Source organism: Rhodococcus sp. H-CA8f (genome assembly GCF_002501585.1).
GTDB classification, from domain to species: domain Bacteria; phylum Actinomycetota; class Actinomycetes; order Mycobacteriales; family Mycobacteriaceae; genus Rhodococcus_F; species Rhodococcus_F erythropolis.
The window spans coordinates 430,382-446,287 of record NZ_CP023720.1; the positions used below are offsets into that span (position 1 = coordinate 430,382).

The 15,906-nt window shown below is 60.8% G+C and carries 13 protein-coding genes; 5 read left to right on the forward strand and 8 right to left on the reverse strand.

Going from position 1 to position 15,906, the window contains the following annotated elements; genetic code table 11:
• Window positions 1-95: 95 nt before the first annotated feature.
• Both CPI83_RS02015 and CPI83_RS02020 read left to right on the forward strand, forming a co-directional pair.
• A complete protein-coding gene (locus CPI83_RS02015) occupies window positions 96-806 on the forward strand; it encodes a FadR/GntR family transcriptional regulator (protein ID WP_021345918.1) in 711 nt (236 codons plus the stop codon).
• Entirely contained in the window at window positions 803-1,564 is a 762-nt protein-coding gene (locus CPI83_RS02020) for an ankyrin repeat domain-containing protein (RefSeq protein ID WP_232816837.1), read from the forward strand. The genes CPI83_RS02015 and CPI83_RS02020 overlap by 4 nt, the downstream gene beginning before the upstream one ends.
• Here CPI83_RS02020 and CPI83_RS02025 read toward each other — a convergent pair.
• Window positions 1,525-2,496, reverse strand: coding sequence for a helix-turn-helix domain-containing protein (locus CPI83_RS02025; RefSeq protein ID WP_021345916.1), 972 nt, complete (start codon window positions 2,494-2,496; stop codon window positions 1,525-1,527). The genes CPI83_RS02020 and CPI83_RS02025 overlap by 40 nt on opposite strands.
• 168 nt (window positions 2,497-2,664) lie before the next feature.
• Between CPI83_RS02025 and CPI83_RS02030 the strand changes: the two genes are divergently transcribed.
• Window positions 2,665-3,471 carry an alpha/beta hydrolase gene (locus tag CPI83_RS02030; protein WP_070795494.1) on the forward strand — a complete coding sequence of 269 codons (807 nt, stop codon included), beginning with the start codon at window positions 2,665-2,667 and terminating at the stop codon, window positions 3,469-3,471.
• Between the two features lie 31 nt (window positions 3,472-3,502).
• On the opposite strand, the gene CPI83_RS02035 is transcribed toward CPI83_RS02030, so the two are convergent.
• From CPI83_RS02035 to CPI83_RS02050, 4 genes are all read right to left on the reverse strand, one after another.
• Window positions 3,503-4,693, reverse strand: a complete 1,191-nt coding sequence (locus tag CPI83_RS02035) for a lipid-transfer protein (RefSeq protein WP_020909545.1) — start codon at window positions 4,691-4,693, stop codon at window positions 3,503-3,505.
• Window positions 4,690-5,166 carry an OB-fold domain-containing protein gene (locus CPI83_RS02040; protein WP_097386692.1) on the reverse strand — a complete coding sequence of 159 codons (477 nt, stop codon included), beginning with the start codon at window positions 5,164-5,166 and terminating at the stop codon, window positions 4,690-4,692. Before CPI83_RS02040 ends, CPI83_RS02035 begins: the two co-directional genes overlap by 4 nt.
• A gap of 212 nt (window positions 5,167-5,378) precedes the next feature.
• A complete protein-coding gene (locus tag CPI83_RS02045) occupies window positions 5,379-7,106 on the reverse strand; it encodes an FAD-dependent oxidoreductase (protein ID WP_097386693.1) in 1,728 nt (575 codons plus the stop codon).
• Window positions 7,107-7,139: 33 nt separating this feature from the next.
• Window positions 7,140-8,147, reverse strand: coding sequence for a diiron oxygenase (locus CPI83_RS02050; protein ID WP_003943163.1), 1,008 nt, complete (start codon window positions 8,145-8,147; stop codon window positions 7,140-7,142).
• A 232-nt stretch (window positions 8,148-8,379) separates the two neighbouring features.
• On the opposite strand from CPI83_RS02050, the gene CPI83_RS02055 reads away from it, so the two are divergent.
• Window positions 8,380-9,267, forward strand: a complete 888-nt coding sequence (locus tag CPI83_RS02055) for an SDR family oxidoreductase (protein ID WP_092765524.1) — start codon at window positions 8,380-8,382, stop codon at window positions 9,265-9,267.
• A 141-nt stretch (window positions 9,268-9,408) separates the two neighbouring features.
• On the opposite strand, the gene CPI83_RS02060 is transcribed toward CPI83_RS02055, so the two are convergent.
• Both CPI83_RS02060 and CPI83_RS30610 read right to left on the reverse strand, forming a co-directional pair.
• Window positions 9,409-10,647, reverse strand: coding sequence for an HNH endonuclease signature motif containing protein (locus CPI83_RS02060; RefSeq protein ID WP_092765525.1), 1,239 nt, complete (start codon window positions 10,645-10,647; stop codon window positions 9,409-9,411).
• 457 nt (window positions 10,648-11,104) lie between these two features.
• The gene (locus CPI83_RS30610; protein ID WP_117435002.1) at window positions 11,105-11,224 is read right to left on the reverse strand and encodes an LPXTG cell wall anchor domain-containing protein; all 120 of its coding nucleotides are present in this window, start codon (window positions 11,222-11,224) and stop codon (window positions 11,105-11,107) included.
• Window positions 11,225-11,750: 526 nt separating this feature from the next.
• Here CPI83_RS30610 and CPI83_RS02065 point away from each other — a divergent pair.
• Window positions 11,751-12,374 (forward strand): hypothetical protein, encoded by a 624-nt coding sequence (locus CPI83_RS02065; protein WP_092765526.1) that lies wholly within the window; start codon window positions 11,751-11,753, stop codon window positions 12,372-12,374.
• 629 nt (window positions 12,375-13,003) lie between these two features.
• Here CPI83_RS02065 and lanKC read toward each other — a convergent pair.
• Window positions 13,004-15,586, reverse strand: a complete 2,583-nt coding sequence (gene lanKC / locus CPI83_RS02075; protein ID WP_092765527.1) for a class III lanthionine synthetase LanKC — start codon at window positions 15,584-15,586, stop codon at window positions 13,004-13,006.
• Window positions 15,587-15,906 lie beyond the last annotated feature (320 nt).

Genomic DNA, 15,906 nt, shown 5'->3' on the forward strand with positions numbered 1-15,906 from the left:
ACAGGTCTAATTGTTACCTCGCTCACTCCTGCACGTCAACCCGTCACCAGGTGCGATGTTTGACGCGGGACTTCGGCAGTCGCAACAATGACGGCATGAACCTGTCAGACAGCTGGGTCACCAGGCGACCAGTCGCCGCGCGGGTGAGTGCTGCCGAGGCAGTCCTCGCAGACCTTCGTGCCGCAATAGCCTCCGGCGATCTGGCAGTCGGAGAGCGTCTCCCGTCCGAAGCGTCCCTGGCCGAAAGGCACGGGGTCAGTCGATCGGTCATCCGTGAAGCCCTGCGCTCGTGCCACGCACTCGGGCTCACCGAGACAAAATCCGGGCTCGGCACCTTCGTCGTCAGTGATTCGATAGCGCGAGACCTCGATTTCGGCAGTTACGCGGCCAACGAATTGGTCGAAGCACGGCCTCATGTCGAAATTCCGGCCGCAGGATGGGCTGCGCAACGGCACACAGCGGAGGAACTGGCAGCCCTCCGCGGACTGGTACAGCAGATGCGTGACGAGGACGATCCGCTCGTATGGGTTGCACTCGACGCCCAATTTCACGGACTGATTGCAAAAGCCAGTAGGAATCGTGTCTTCGAGTCGGTAATCGTCGATATCCGTGAAGCGCTGACAAGGCAATCCGAGACACTCAATCTTGTTGCCGGTCGCCAGGAAAAGTCGAACGAGGAACACGAACGAATAGTCGAAGGAATTGCATCCGGGAGTTACGACCACGCCTCCAGGGCGATGGCCGAACACCTGGACGCCGTCAGGATGACGCTCGAAACACTTGTCCAAGAAAGTGATTCGCTGTGACGGCGCGGCCGCGCAGGTTTGTCCTCGCCTGCGCAATCTTCGCGGTATCAGTGACCGGAGCGTTGGCGGGTTGCAGTTCGTCCGACACCGCGCTGACGCCGACAACCGCGGCGTCAGCGACAACAACGGCAGCTGTACCACCTGCGGGTGTAAAGCCATCGTCGACGCCGGAATCCGAACGCACGCTCTTCGATGCTGTGGACCGCAATGATCCCGCAGCTGTTACCGCTGCCCTGACTGCCGGCGCGAACATCGAAGCGCGCGGCGAGGGCGAACGGACTCCACTCGTCGAGGCCACCAAGAACAACGCCGTCGCTGCGGCTTCTACGTTGATTCTTGCCGGAGCTGACGTGAACGCGAAGGATTCCATGCAGGATTCGGCCTTCCTGTATTCCGGAGCCGAGGGATTGAACGAGATTCTGGCACTGACGCTCAGCCATGGCGCGGATGTCGACAGCGTGAACCGTTACGGCGGTACGGCTCTGATTCCCGCGAGTGAACACGCGCATGTCGAGACCGTCCGGATGCTGATTGCTGCCGGGGTACCGGTCAATCACGTCAATGATCCGGGGTGGACGGCGCTTCTCGAGGCCGTTGTGTACGGCGACGGCTCGGCGCGCTACGTCGACGTGATCACTCAGCTTCTCGACGCCGGGGCAGATCCCTCGATCCGGGATGCGTCGGGAAAGACCGCATTGGACAATGCCGAAAGCCGTGGTCAGTCAGACGTTGTGGCGTTGCTGCAATCGCGGAGCTGACGCCAACGAGTCGGGCTCAGCCCGTAGGCCTGTCGAAAGCGTCGGCTGAAGTGTCCGGCGTCGACAAATCCCGCACGGCGCGCAATGGTGGCGATCGGCAGGTCGACGGTAGCGGGTCGAGCCAGTTCGTCCCGAGCCTTCTGCAGGCGCTGGGTGATGATCCACTGCTCGAGCCGGAATTCGTTGTCCGAACAGATCTTGTACAGCTGACGCAGTGAGATGCTGTGGGCGTGGGCAATTCGTGCAGGATGCAGCGCCGGATCGTGAAGGTGTTCGCGGATGTATCGGCGGACCGATGTCAACGTGAGTGCCGATCTCGGAGCGGAGGCGTCGGGATTTGCATGCGTGATCGAAGCGACCAAAGCGCGCGCCAGTTCGATCGAGGCCTCGCCCAATTGTTCGGCGGCAGGATCGGTCTCCAACTGATCTGCGCTGCGGAATAATTCACGAACGTGCGCGATCATCAAGGGGTACAGGTTGCTGTGGTGAGGTCGCGTGGCAGCGTCACGGATGGAGTCGATCGGTAGTCCCAGCCGATCCATCGGAACGTAGAGGCACTGGGAAGCGCCCGTTACCGTCCAGGAAAAATCGTAGGTCGACGTCAGGTCCGTCATGAGTAGTTCACCGGCCGGGACTCTGCGTTGCTCATCGTGCTGATCTAGATGGCCGATTCCGCTCTCCTGCAGGGCAATCGCGAGAACCGGCATCGACGCTGATCGCACGTGCCGCGGTGTTCTGGTCAATCGCATCCCCGTCGACTCGGAGCGGAACAGTGATGCTGCGCCCAGATTCCACACGTTCATCCGGGCGCTCACGCCCGCCGGATCCTCCAAGTGGATCGCACAGGGAACCGATGCGCGTCCCATCGCGTCGACGAAGGCGTCCGTGCGTTGGTCAGGCTCCAGCACGGAAGTATCCAGGAGCAAAGCCATGCAGCCTTGATACCCCGGGATGTGGACGCTCAACCAGAATTTGTGCACCGTGAGCCCAGAAGTCTGCACGGACAGTCACGTCCGTCGCAGCAGGTATTTCTAGGATCGAAACGGGTGTGTCCCGGCCTACCGCAGTTTCTCGCTTGCCTACGAGAGTGAAGGAAACGCATGAAGATCTCACGTGTATTCACAGCAGTTCTGGCAATGCTCATGACAGTCGCGGCCGGACTGATCTTCGGTTCCGGTGCTGCGGTGGCAGGCCCCAAGCCAACTGTCGTTCTGGTTCACGGAGCCTTTGCCGACGCCACCAGTTGGGACGGAGTTGCCGCCGACCTACGCTCGCGTGGCTATCGCGTCGTGACGCCGGACAATCCTCTGCGCGGGCCGGCTTACGACGCGTCCGTGATCGAGAAGACGGTTGCGGACATCGACGGCCCCGTCGTTCTCGTCGGGCACTCGTACGGCGGCGCGGTGATCACCAATGTCCACGATCCGAAGGTCCAGTCGCTGGTCTACATCGCGGCGTTCGGTCCGGTGGAGGGTGAGCCGGTACAGATCACGATCGACCCGATTCGATTTCCTGGCAGCCAATTGCTTCCTCCCGCTCTGGGATTGAGGATCGTCGACGATCCTCACGCGATCGGCGGGAAGAACGTCGACGGCTACGTCACGGACGAGTATTTCCATTCCGTCTTCGCTCAAGACGTTTCCGACGAGACGGCGGCAACGATGTTGGCTCACCAGAAGTCCGCCGCTTTGTGGGCGAACCTCGAACTCGGCGGGCCACCGTCGTGGGCGAACACACCGAGCTGGTATCTGGTCGCCGGTGAGGATCGCGTGATCCCAGCTTCGGCGCAGCGGTTCATGGCAAACCGGATGGGCGCGAACACCAGCGAACTCCCGACCTCCCATGCCTCGCTGGTCTCACAGCCAGGGGCAGTGGCAGACGTGATCGTGGCGGCCGCTCACGGGTGAGTGTGCGACCGCCACGAAAGTAGAAACAGGGTCAGGCGGAAACGATCACCGAGGAGCCGTGTCCGAACAGGCCTTGGTTGGCGGTGATACCGATGCGGGCGCCTTCGACCTGACGGCCTTCGGCTTGTCCGCGCAGCTGCCAGGTGAGCTCGCACACCTGCGCAAGTGCCTGTGCGGGAACGGCTTCGCCGAAGCACGCGAGACCGCCGGACGGATTGACCGGGATGCGGCCTCCGATACTGGTGTCACCCGCACGCAGAAGGTGCTCGGCCTCGCCCCGCTTGCACAGCGCGAGGTCTTCGATCCAGTCCAGTTCCACCGAGGTAGCGAGGTCGTAGACCTCGGCGACGTCGACGTCTTCGGGAGAGATTCCGGCTTCCTCGTACGCGGCGTAGCCGATGGATTCCTTGAACGTGCGCTCCGGAGCCGGGACGGCGGAGCTGGAATCGGTGGAGAAGTTCGGCATATCCATGATCGTCTGCGGGAACGTCGGCGTGACCGTCGAAATAGCCTTGATGCGAACAGGTTCCGCGATGCCCATCTTGCGGGCGTATTCCATCGACGTCAGCAAGATTGCGGCGCCGCCGTCGGACGTCGCGCAGATGTCGAGCAGGTGAAGGGGATTGGACACCACGGGGGAGGCCAACACGTTCTCGACGGTGACTTCCTTGCGGTAGCGCGCATTCGGATTATTGAGCCCGTGCTTGGCGTTCTTGACCTTCACGTTGGCGAAGTCCTCCGCGGTGGCGCCGTAGAGGTCGATGCGACGACGCGCGTTGAGCGCGAAGTACGCCGGGTTGGTCATACCCATGAGGCGGAAGCGCAACCAGTCCGGGTCGTCCCAACGCTCACCGGCGACGGGAGCGAGGAAACCCTTGGGGGTGGTGTCCGCGCCGACGACCAGGGCAACTTCGCTGAGGCCGGCCAGGATTCGTGCGCGAGCGGTGTCGAGTGCCTGGGCTCCCGTCGCGCACGCTGCGTACGACGTGGCGACGCGAGCGCCGTTCCAGCCGAGTGCCTGTGCGAAGGTGGCTCCGGCGACGTATCCGCCGTAACCGTTGCGGACTGTCTCGCCGCCGACGATGAAGTCGACGTCCTGCCAATTCACACCCGAATCGGCGAGCGCGGCGCGAGCGGCGGCAACGCCGTATTTCACGAACGACTGGCCCCACTTGCCCCAGGGGTGCATACCGACACCGAGTACTGCGACGTCCTTGCTCATGACTGCGACCCCTGATCAGCTGCGGCGACAGGCTTCCAGCGCCACGTCGTACGTACTCCGGTTTCGTCGGTGTACAGCGGCTCGACAACCAATTCGACGGTATTGCCGACCTTGAGATCATCGACGCCGAATCCGTCGGCCACCTGGCCGAGGATGACGATCCCCTCGGGCAGTTCGACTGCTGCAAGAGCAAAAGGCTCGTACGGATCCGAGCGCGGGATGTACGGCGGCGGGGGCTGGTACTGCGCGTCGGTGTACGACCAGACAGTGCCGCGGCGGGAGAGTTCCACGTCGTCGAACTCCTCGCTGAAGCAGCTCGGGTTCTTGCAGAACGTCGCCTCACGAGGGAAGGAAATGGTGCCGCAGGATTGGCACTTCGTGCCGATCAGAGCAGGTTCGTCGCCGGTGGTGAACCAACCCTCTACTGCAGGTGTCACACTCCCGTTCGGCGCCGGCGTTGCAGTCTCGCTCATGCAATCCTCATCTGGTTGGCGAGCCTGATCCGGGGGATCGTGGGCCCGCTGTGCCGCTTACTGGAACAGGTTGCAGTATTACACGATTTTGGCCGCTGACGGGCAAAAATTTTCGCTGAGTGGGACGCTGCCGGAACGCAGACGGCCCCGCCGGGCAGACGAGTCTGCAGGCGGGGCCGTGTGCGTGAAAGTAGCTGTTTACCTGTAGCGGATCAGCGAGCGCGAACGGGTCGACCGAATCGACGCGCCGGTTTCACCCGGGCCGCAGCGTCGAGGATGGAGGTGATCTCGACCTGATCCAGAACCTTTTCGCGGACACGGTCGTGCGCAGCGCCGCGTTCCAGTTCCGCCTTGTCGATGGCGTGCCAGCCCTCGCGGTCGACTACGTCGGACTGTCGTGCCCGGACCAGACGATCGACTGCGGAGTCGTCGGCGACCGGGTTGGTCAGGCGTCCGTCGTTGAAGTCGTCGACGAGCATCCTGATCGTTTCCTGCGCGCAGGACTTGTTGGTGCCGATGAACCCACTCGGTCCGCGCTTGATCCAACCGGTCGCGTAGACGCCGGTTGCGGGATCGCCGTTCGGAGCTTCGAGGACGCGGCCGTTCTCATTCGGAATGACCGAAGCACGCTCGTCGAACGGGACGCCGGTGATGGGCACTCCGCGGTAGCCGATCGAGGTGAGGACCAAGCCGGCATCGATGGTCTCGGTATCGCCCGTCGCCTCGATCTGCACGGTTCCGTTGGCGTCGACCAGGGCGTTGCGAGCGAACTCGATTCCACTGACCTGATCGTCGCCGGTGATCGACGTCGGCGTGAGCAGGTAGCGCAACGTGATGCGCTTGTTGCCGACGTCGACGTGATCGCGGTTCTTCAGGGCTTCGAGTAGACGCAACTTCTGCTCGACGGCATGCGGAAGCTCGCCGCGTTTTGCCAGTTCTTCGGTGGCCGAGTCGAGAACCATGTCGTCGGATCCGACAGAGAGTTCGATGTCCGGCAGTGCCATCAGGCCGGTGAACTCGGGGACTGTGAACGCGGACTGCGCGATTCCGCGTCGACCCACGATGACAACTTCTTCGACGCGACTCTTCCGCAGAGCGGCGAGTGCGTGAGCGGAGATGTCAGTGCCCGCCAACTTCTCGGGATCGGCCGTCAGAATGCGAGCGACGTCGAGCGCGACGTTTCCGTTTCCGATGATGACCGCGCGGCGATGCGAGAGATCGAAGACGTCGTCGGCGTGATCGGGGTGGCCGTTGTACCAGGCCACGAAGTCGGTGGCCGATGCCGTGCCAGGCAGATCAGCACCCGGAATGCCGAGACCACGGTCGGACGAAGCGCCGACTGCGTAGAGCACCGCATGGTGATTTTCGAGCAGTTCGCTGTGCGAGATGTGCTTGCCGATCTCGACGTTGAGGTAGAACTCGAAACCCTTTTGTGCGGCGATCTTGTCGAACAAGCGAGTGACCTGCTTGGTCTTCTGATGGTCCGGAGCAACGCCGGCGCGAACCAGGCCGTAAGGCACAGGAAGGCGATCGAAGACGTTGACCTGCACGTCAGGCTGAGTCAGCAACTCGTCCGCGGCATACATCGCCGACGGTCCGGAACCGACGATCGCAACGCGCAACGGCGGTCGGCCCTTGTCGACGTGGGCTGCCGGAATGACCTTGGCGAGAAGCGGCCTGGGCCGCTCTTCCTTGTAGAAGTCCGCATTGATGGACAGGAAGACTCGCTGCGGGTCGGTCAGCTTCGACTCGGGGACGATGGCGTCGACCGGGCAGGCCGAGACGCATGCGCCGCAGTCGACGCAGGCCTGCGGATCGATGTGCAGCATCTCGGCGGTGAGGAAGTCCGGCTCGTCCGGCGTCGGATGGATGCAGTTGACCGGGCAGGCGTAGACGCACGAGGCGTCGCTGCAACAGGACTGCGTGACTACGTGTGGCATGGCGCTATGAGTCCGATCTCGACTGTCCGGGAGCTACGCGGCGGCGTTGTGCGAGCTGCGGTGAGGTTCGCTACGGAAACGTGATGCGCGGCCGTCCATCTTGCAGGCCTTCCACACCAGGCGCGAGGCACGGTTCATCAGGCCGGTGTCGGTGGCCAGCATGCGGACGTCACCGAAGTAGTTGCGCAGGGTCTGGCGTGACTCGGGCAGATCCCAGAACAGGTCCTTCTTCACGGACTTCGGGATGTCGAACTGCTTCCAGAAGGACTTCGGCGGGATGACGATGGCGTCACAGAGAATGCGCATGACGATCGGGAACAGCAGCGAGAGGACGAACCGGTTCGGGCGTGACATCAGCGGGATGCGACGGCTCAGAAGCTTGTGCGCGAACGAGATGTGACGCGCTTCCTCGGCTACGTGGATGGCCATGACCGACTGCATGATCGGGTGGATCTGGCCGCCGGCGCGCAGGATGCTCTTCTGAATGTGGTCGATCGGCTCTTCACCGGCGAGGACACCGACGAAGAACAGTTCGGGGAACGGACCCGCAGCGAGGGGGATGAAGGGTGCAAGCATCTTCATCGGACGGCTCATGCCGGGAGCGTCGGCACCGATGCGGTTGACCATCTCCTGGAACATCATCGTGTGGTTGCACTCTTCGACCGACTCGTGCGTGCAGTAGCGCGCCTCGGCCGAATCGTTGGGCAGCGAGAAGACGTACTGCATCATGCCGCGGATCAGAATGTTCTCGAACTGGAGACCGACCTTCGCGACATTGGCCTGGCGCCACATGCCGATTTCGATCTGCCTGGCCTCGGACTGCGACTGGTACCAGGGGTGAGCACCCAGCGGGTCTGTCTCGGCCGGGAGGATCCAGCGGCGATCGTTCGGGACGACGGCAAACTCGGGGGAGTCCCAGTCGATGTCGAGGTACGGGTCGAAGTGCTTGTGCACCGAGCCCTCGGACAGGAGTCGAAGCGTCTCGTTGTACGAGTCGTCGGATGCTTCTCCGCGCTTGTCGAGCGGCGATGTGAGCGTCATGGCGTCTCCTCTTCGTTTCGGTCACCGCTGGTATTTCTCGCGGTGTTCGGTGGAATCGAGGGCCGGTTGTGTGATCGCTGGCACTCGGTCTGGGTTTAATGTAACCCGAGGTATCAGGAAAAGCTAGTGGCAGATACTCCTGGATCTCGACGAATTCTTGACACGGTCGAAACGGCGCCATAACTTACTTTTGAGTAATTTCCGCGGTGCGCTCGAAGTTGGCTGTTCAGGGATGGGTTCGCACCGAAACGCACGCGAAGATCGAACCGAGGCCGATGTGATCAGAACGCTGCTCAGCAATATTGCCTTGAGTCCGCCGACGCGTCTGCGCTCTCTTGTTCCGTCACGCGGTGTCACGCTCTCCGACAAGACGATCGTTCTGACAGGAGCTTCCTCGGGGATCGGCGAGGCGACAGCTCATCTCTTGGCTCGTCGGGGAGCCGAGATGATCCTGGTCGCGCGCGGTCAGGAAAACCTCGAACACGTACGGGACGAGATCCACCGCAGGGGAGGGTGGGCGCACATCGTGCCTGCGGACCTCTCCCGCGGTGAAGCCGTCGACGAACTCGCGGAGACGATCGCGGATCGATTCGGGTCGGTCGACATCCTCGTCAACAATGCGGGTCGCTCGATCCGGCGTACCGCGTTGGATTCGGTCGACCGATTCCACGACTACGAGCGCACCATGGCACTCAACTACTTCGGACCTACACGACTGACGTTGCGTCTGCTGCCCGCGATGCTCGAGGCGAAGTCCGGACACATCATCAACGTCGGAACCTGGGGAGTCACTGCCGGCGTGATGCCGAGGTTCAGTGCCTACCACGCGTCGAAGTCTGCTCTCAGTGCCTTCGGCCGAAGCCTCGGCGCGGAATGTCACGGCACCGGTGTCGATGTCACCACAGTGCAATTCCCACTCATACGAACACCGATGATCGCGCCGACGGCGGATTACGTGAGCCAGCCGGCGCTGACGGCCGATCAAGCTGCATCGTGGATCTTGCGGGCGATCAATACGCGTCCCGTCGAGCTGTATCCGCGGTACGCGGGGCTGTTACGAGCGATTGACGTTGTATCCCCTTCTGTCACTGACGCTCTCGTGCGAAGGGCCGGGATCTGAGGGGCTGGGATCTGAGGGGCTGGGATCTGAGGGGCTGGGATCTGAGGGGCTGGGATTTGAGGGGTTGGGATCTGACCAGAAACGTGCACCAGCACCGGGGCATGGTTCGTCCCCGGTGCTGATGTATTCGATTTTCGCGATTCACGCCGCTGTGGGTGGGCTGTTCCCGCCGATCGGCTGTTGATACGGATCGATCGACATCGGTGGATAGAACACCGACTTCCGATCCGGACCGATCTCCACCCGCCACTCCGTGTGGTGCATCGTCCGATGATGATGGCCGCACAACAAGATCAGATTGTCGAGATCTGTTGGGCCACCATCATTCCAGTGAACAATATGATGAGCATCGCACCACCCCGACGGCGTCCCACACCCCGGAAACGCGCACCCACCATCACGAACCGCCAACGCCCGCCGCTGCGGAACCGTCGCCGTTCTCGCTTCCTTACCGCAGTCGAGCGGAACACCATTCTCATCCAACAAGATCCGCGTCACGGTGCAGTCGCACGCCAGCATCCGGGCAGTGTCGATACTGATCGGGCCCACCCAATCCGTCCACGCGAATCCCAGCTCCTCGGTGGACGGCAACAGGTCTTTCAACGCCTGCAGGTCCGTCATGTCTTTCGCGGACGCGGTGACCGTGATGTGTGGTTTCACGCCGCCCTCGATCGGACCCAACCCCGCCCGCTCATACCGGCGCAACAACTCGCAAAACCCGTCCGCACGCCGTAATGCCGGAGTACGCGTGTCCTTGACACCGTCCTTCTCCGGCGTCGGCGCCGACAAACTCGACAACAACGTGATCAGACGGGCCCCGTTGACCGCATCCAGATCACCCTTCACAGTCACTCTGCCGTACAAGCCTTTCGAGGCGTAGAACTCGTTACGTTCGGAATCCTCGCCGACCGGGACCCCGTCCTCCCGTTTTCCGTACTGCTTCTCGATCCGCCGGATCGCCGCCCGCACCGCATCACAATCCGCGATGTTCTTCGACGCCAACCGAAGCAGAATCCCGCGGGCCTTGTCCACATCCGCCAGGGTCATGTTCTTCGGCGGATGCTGACAAAACGACGCCACCTGCCGGGCCTTCAACGCATCAACATCACCCCGGTGAAACGCATCGCCCACAACAGGTTCGAGCATCAACAACCGCGCCAAACCGACCAGCAGACTGCACTCACCGATCTCCAGATTCGTCGAACCGTGCAACCACTGCGCGATCGACCGAAAACCCTTCCCGCCGAGAACCTCACGGGAAAACATCTCCACGATCAGCAACACCATCCGCGACTGCAACTCGTGCCGGGCGCGCACCAGATCCAGAACCTCACCCTTGAGGCCCTCACCATCCAGCTGCCATGCTTCCCGACTGTTCATACCGAAAGTTTAATCGAACAAAGTTTCGAACACAAGAGATTGTTGATCGAAAATTGCTGCTATCAAATCGATTTCGACATTTCGGACATTCGGTTATAGGCGGGTCGCCGACGTAGTCCACGTGCGCCGACGAGTGCGAGCGCCACCATCAACCCGGAGCGTAACAGCATCACGTCGGAATTGTCTGAGCCCCAGCACATTGTGTAATCGGCGTCGATCATGTTGCCGCCTGTCCCCGGCAAGCGCATGGGTCCAGCCGAGCACCAGGCCCAGGAGTGTCATCGCCAGCGTAATGGGAACGAAGACCACCAGGACCCGCGAGAAATGCCCTCGAACAAGGCTGGTGGATTCGCGAAGATCGACGAGTAGTGGAAGCGCCGGACACGACGGACACCGATTTATTACTCATCGGTCTGGTGTCGAGTGCGCATCTGCAGTCCCGAGCCAAAACCAATCTTCAGCGCTTCCGGCGGCCGAACAATACGCCGACCGCCGAGATCATGATCAGCGCCACAAGAACGACGACGATGTGCGACCTGTCCGCGGCCGGTGCCACCGTTTCGCTTTCTTTGGTCACTGCATCAGTGAATGTACAGCTTATGCCTGGAGGGAACCATCCCCAGAAGTCTGTAATTCCTGCCGCTACCCTCTCCGCCCGGTCGGGAAGGAGATAATTGAATCGTGATGGGATTCCATAGTGATCAATGCACCAGCTGGGCTGATGTTGGAGGCGCAAAGAAAATGCGTCCAACAAATAGACCAAGGTTAGTGCGATCAGCGATATTGCTAAAGACGCTTGGCTTGCTCGTAATAATCGAATCTTCACGACTCGCCCGCAACAGTCACGTCATCACGAGGTGACGATGGTATTGGTTGCTGCGATCCACCGAATCCAGCCGTGCTCAAAATTGACCTGTCGACTTTGGGAGTCGCCGAACTCTCCTGACATCGGTAGTTAAAATCGGCCATCCTCGCAGCCCTGCCTCCCATAGTCAGCAAAGATAGCACCGTGGACACTTTCTCCGTGCCGAGAAACAATCGATCGTGAGATCGGGGAAGTGGTTACTGCTAGTCCGCGACAAACAGCTCGCTATTCTCATCGAATGGATCAGGCAGTGTCGAACTCGCAGGCAACGAGAAGGTCCGGTGCACTTCGTTGGGTTGCTTTGGTAAACGCACTTATCGCAGCGTCGGCGTCGGCGATGTATGTCGCAGCGAAATGCCATCTCACCTGGCCCGAACCTGCGGATAGTGCACTCTCGATCGCCGGTGCGGTCGTTCTCTGGGTCCTCACGGCGAGTGTTGCAATCGTGCTGCTCGGAGTGTGCTGGTGGCAGCGACGCCGATGGTTGTGGTCCGATGTCGCTGTTCCGGTTCTCGTGGTGATCGCACTCGGGATCGCGGCCGCGGGGCAGCCACATTTCGATCAGTATCGGGCAGACTTCGAAACCGTTGCACAGCAACTACTTCAAGAACCTGACGATCCCTATTCCGATGGGTATCATCGTGATCTACGAATCGGCAGATTCGATATCTCCTACGCCAACGTCAGCAGTGAAGGCCACGTCTATTTCTTTGACGCACGAGACGGATTGGATATCTTGGACAATCCCGGCTGGGTGTACGCACCCGATGGCGTGTCCGACAAGACCTTCAATCAGCTCCAGTTGGAAGACATCGGGGGCGGATGGTACCGATTCCCTCATCTTGTCGTTGACAGCTATTGAAACTCAAACCACCCGACCAGCATTCCGGAGGCGAAGGGAAGTAGGAGTACGAAAAGCGTCGTGAAGGTCAAGGCGGTGTCGGTGCGGCAACTGCCACCTCCGTCGTACCAGCGTGAGCAGATGTCCCCGAAGTCCCAACTCTCGCCGAACGCTGAACGAACCAACCTGAAAACGCGGCTGTCAGGATCAGGAGGAATATCACCGCCGCTGGCCGCCCGATCTGCCCTCGGCATTGCCGCCAGGTCGCGCACATCATCGGCAAATACAGCTCGGTGAAGTGCGGATGCGTCTCATGATGAAACAATACTGTTCGTCTGGTGATCCGCACGGATTCCGAAAGCCGATACCCCGGACCTTCTCCGAGGTATCGGCCTGAGGTCAGAGGCAGAAGAAACTGAGCGAACTGATTGCCGCGTTCTGCTCGAGCTGGCCTGCGTCTCCGACGTTGCCGGCGGCGACTGACAGATCTTGAAGGGAGAGAATAGCGTCCATTGTCATTTCCTTTGTTGATCGGCGTTCTTGCCGATGGATTTGATCGATCGAGTTTGCTTGCGGTGTTGATTTCATTCCAGGTTTTTCGCCTGGTACTTCTGTGCTCCAATCTGCCGTGGGTGATAACTTCCGAACAATTAGGCGATGTGGCAGTTCGACGCGCACATCAGTGGAAACGACTGTCGGGCAGTTGCCGATCCGGTATGTCGGAGCGACGCCAGTATTCCTGCAGATCCGGTTGCCCAGTCTGTCGAGAGTCTCAGGTTCTGTTCACCTGGAAAGTGCAGTCCTCCTGCGTGATTGAGGCTGTGTAAGCCCAGAAGCTGGAACTGCTGGGCAAGCGTCTGCTCACAATCGGCGCCGGCATATGGACTCTTGGAGAGTTCGCCGAGAAAGAGAATCAGCCCGGCTCGCCCGTTGAGTAGTCCGGCTTGGGCAGTGAATTCGACGGCGGCAGCGCGGGATATGGCAAGTAGCGCAGACGCGTAGCGCGGCTCGTCGACATGTCGAACAAGTTGAAGAAGTACCAGGCCCACGCCGACGGATCCCGATCCGAGGTACGGCATTGTCCGGCGCTCCTCTCTCAGCTGCATCGAACCGTCAGGGCACATCTGCATCACGGACAGGTCGATGTCGACAAGCTGTCGCGCGTGTTCCAGCGATCGAGGATCACCGGTCCGTTCGTAGTGGCGAGTCCAGAACAGCGCTTGCCCGCTCGGCCCTCTCATCAAGCCTCCGCGACCCGTTGTCGCCCAAGATGTTCCGTCGGTGAAGCGGACGTGTGCGCGAGCAGCCGGAAGGCGATCCCGCAGAGTTTCGGTGACGAGAGCGAGAGTTGACGATGCCGCCGGACATGACTCCGATTCCTCGAGTAGAAGGCACCCGATTCCGGAAAGGCCGCCGAAGAGGCTGGAGTCGAGATCGTCGAGTGGGACTCCACGCAAAGTCTCGACCCATCTGTCGGCAGTCGAGTGTCGTCCTAGCTGCCGAAAGGTATGCACCGCACCTGCGAGCCCGTCGAAGAAACCGAACCGTGGTTGCGTATCCGAATCAACTTGATGTTCAGTCCATTCCAGAACTGTCTCCAAGGTGTCGGTGGGAAGATCATCGGCGAGTAGGTTTCCGCACGAGCCGTGAGCAATGCCGTAACCGTTCACTTCGAACTGGGCGATGTCACCGGGAAAGAGTCGATCAGCGCGGGAGAGATCAAGTGTGGTGAGGATGCCGCAGCGCAATCGAGCGTCCATACGTTGCAAGGTTTCCCTCGACGACGTGTCCCAACGATGCGGGTGATCCGCCGGTTCCGGCGGCTGTGCGTCGAGCATCGAATAGAGCGAGGCGCAGAAGGCACGAGGAAGATCGAATCGAGACACCGCGTAGTCGATGAGTTCGGGAATCTTGTTGCGATCGAGGGGGAGCAATGTAGTAAGTGGGACAAAGAGTCCCAGCTCGATGCATCCCAAGGAGTATCGATCTGCCTCGATTCCTGTCAACTGTTGCGGTGCGGTGTACCCGGGAGCCCCGGTGGACCGGGGCGGTTGCTCGTCGATGCTGTGGGCCATCTCGAAATCGATGATCCGAATACCCGACGGTGAGCACATCACGTTGCCGGGGTGAAGATCGGCATGAACGATTCCGGCGTGGTGGAAGCTCTCGACTGCGGTAGTCAGCTGTTGTGCAATACCGAGCGCCCAGGTTCTGTATTCCGTTCGGGAGCTGAGTGTCTGATCCGCACGTATCAGCGGATAGCGGACCGCAATCTCCTGATTCAGGGGAGCGCCGGGAGCGCGCTCGGTGACAAGAAAGTGGTGTCCTTCGCGCTCGAACAAGTTGAGCGCGGAAGGTGAGTACGGGTTGTCGGCAAGGTGAGTCAGCGTGTCGTACTCGTTGCGGATGCGGTCGATTGCGTACCGGCCGTTGGCGTCCGGGGCGGTGAAGGGTCGACCCTCTTTGATGACCAGATTGATGCCGGCGTCGTCCAGCGCGGAGTAGATCCCCCCGCTGTTGCTGAAGTGCAGGGCTTCAGTGATCGAATAGGGGAAGGCGTCGCGTGATTTCAGCTTGTCTTGCTGCGCGCGAACGAAGTCCGGGATTTGTACCCAGTCTGGAGTTCTGAAGGAAGTGCCGCGCAGATCGGGTTCGAGCGATCCGTCAGGGCGCCGTATTGCCGGGACGCGATCGCCGAATGAATCGTTGGTGTGCATGGGCAGGTACGCGCCGTACCGTAAGTAGAGTGGTCCCCGGTTCCATCGCACATCGCTGAGGATGTATGGCCCGTCGGCAGCCGTGACAAGCTCGTCCAGTTCGGTGATGACACGTTGTGTGGCAACGCTATCCGCCGGATAGATCGTGATGAATTTTCCGCTGGATGTTCGATTGGCCTGCTTGCTGTTGGAGAACATGAGGTCTGCTGCCGTCCGAAGAAATTTGAAAGGCACCAGATTGTGGCCGCAATACTCGGAGACGGTATCGAGCAGCTCCTGCGCGTTGGCTTGGGTAGCGGAGCAGTGAATCTTCCATCCCTGTTCTGGCAGCACGCTGTCAGGCGGTTGGAAGTAGTTCCACGGTCCGCTTTGGGGACCGCGTCGCCAGAGTGACCAGTCCACCGACTTTGCAGGCTTAAAGTGCTGGTCAGTCGGTGCGTCAGGTCGAGTGGCCGTTCTGATTCGGTCGTAGAAATGCGAGTCGGCACGTGTGAATGCAACGTATCGCAGGTCCACGCTCTACCTCCGGGTCAGTCCCCCTGCGGTTTGTCATCGATTGGTGCCACGCCCCGAATCCCCTGTGGCTTGGATTGCTTGTGGCGGAAGGTTATCCGATTCCGGACATTTCGGGCGAAGATTGAAAACCTATCATTCGAAAGTACTAATGAAGGGCGTGGGTCAGGGGTTCCTGATCGCCCAACTTTTCATCTGCCCACATCGGCTTCGAGTTCGGTAGCCCTCTCTTGACGGACGGTCCGACTCGGTGGTAATTGTTTAGCGAGCGCTAAGTCAGGGTGCTCTCACGATCTCGGTTCGGCATCCGGTGCCACGAACTC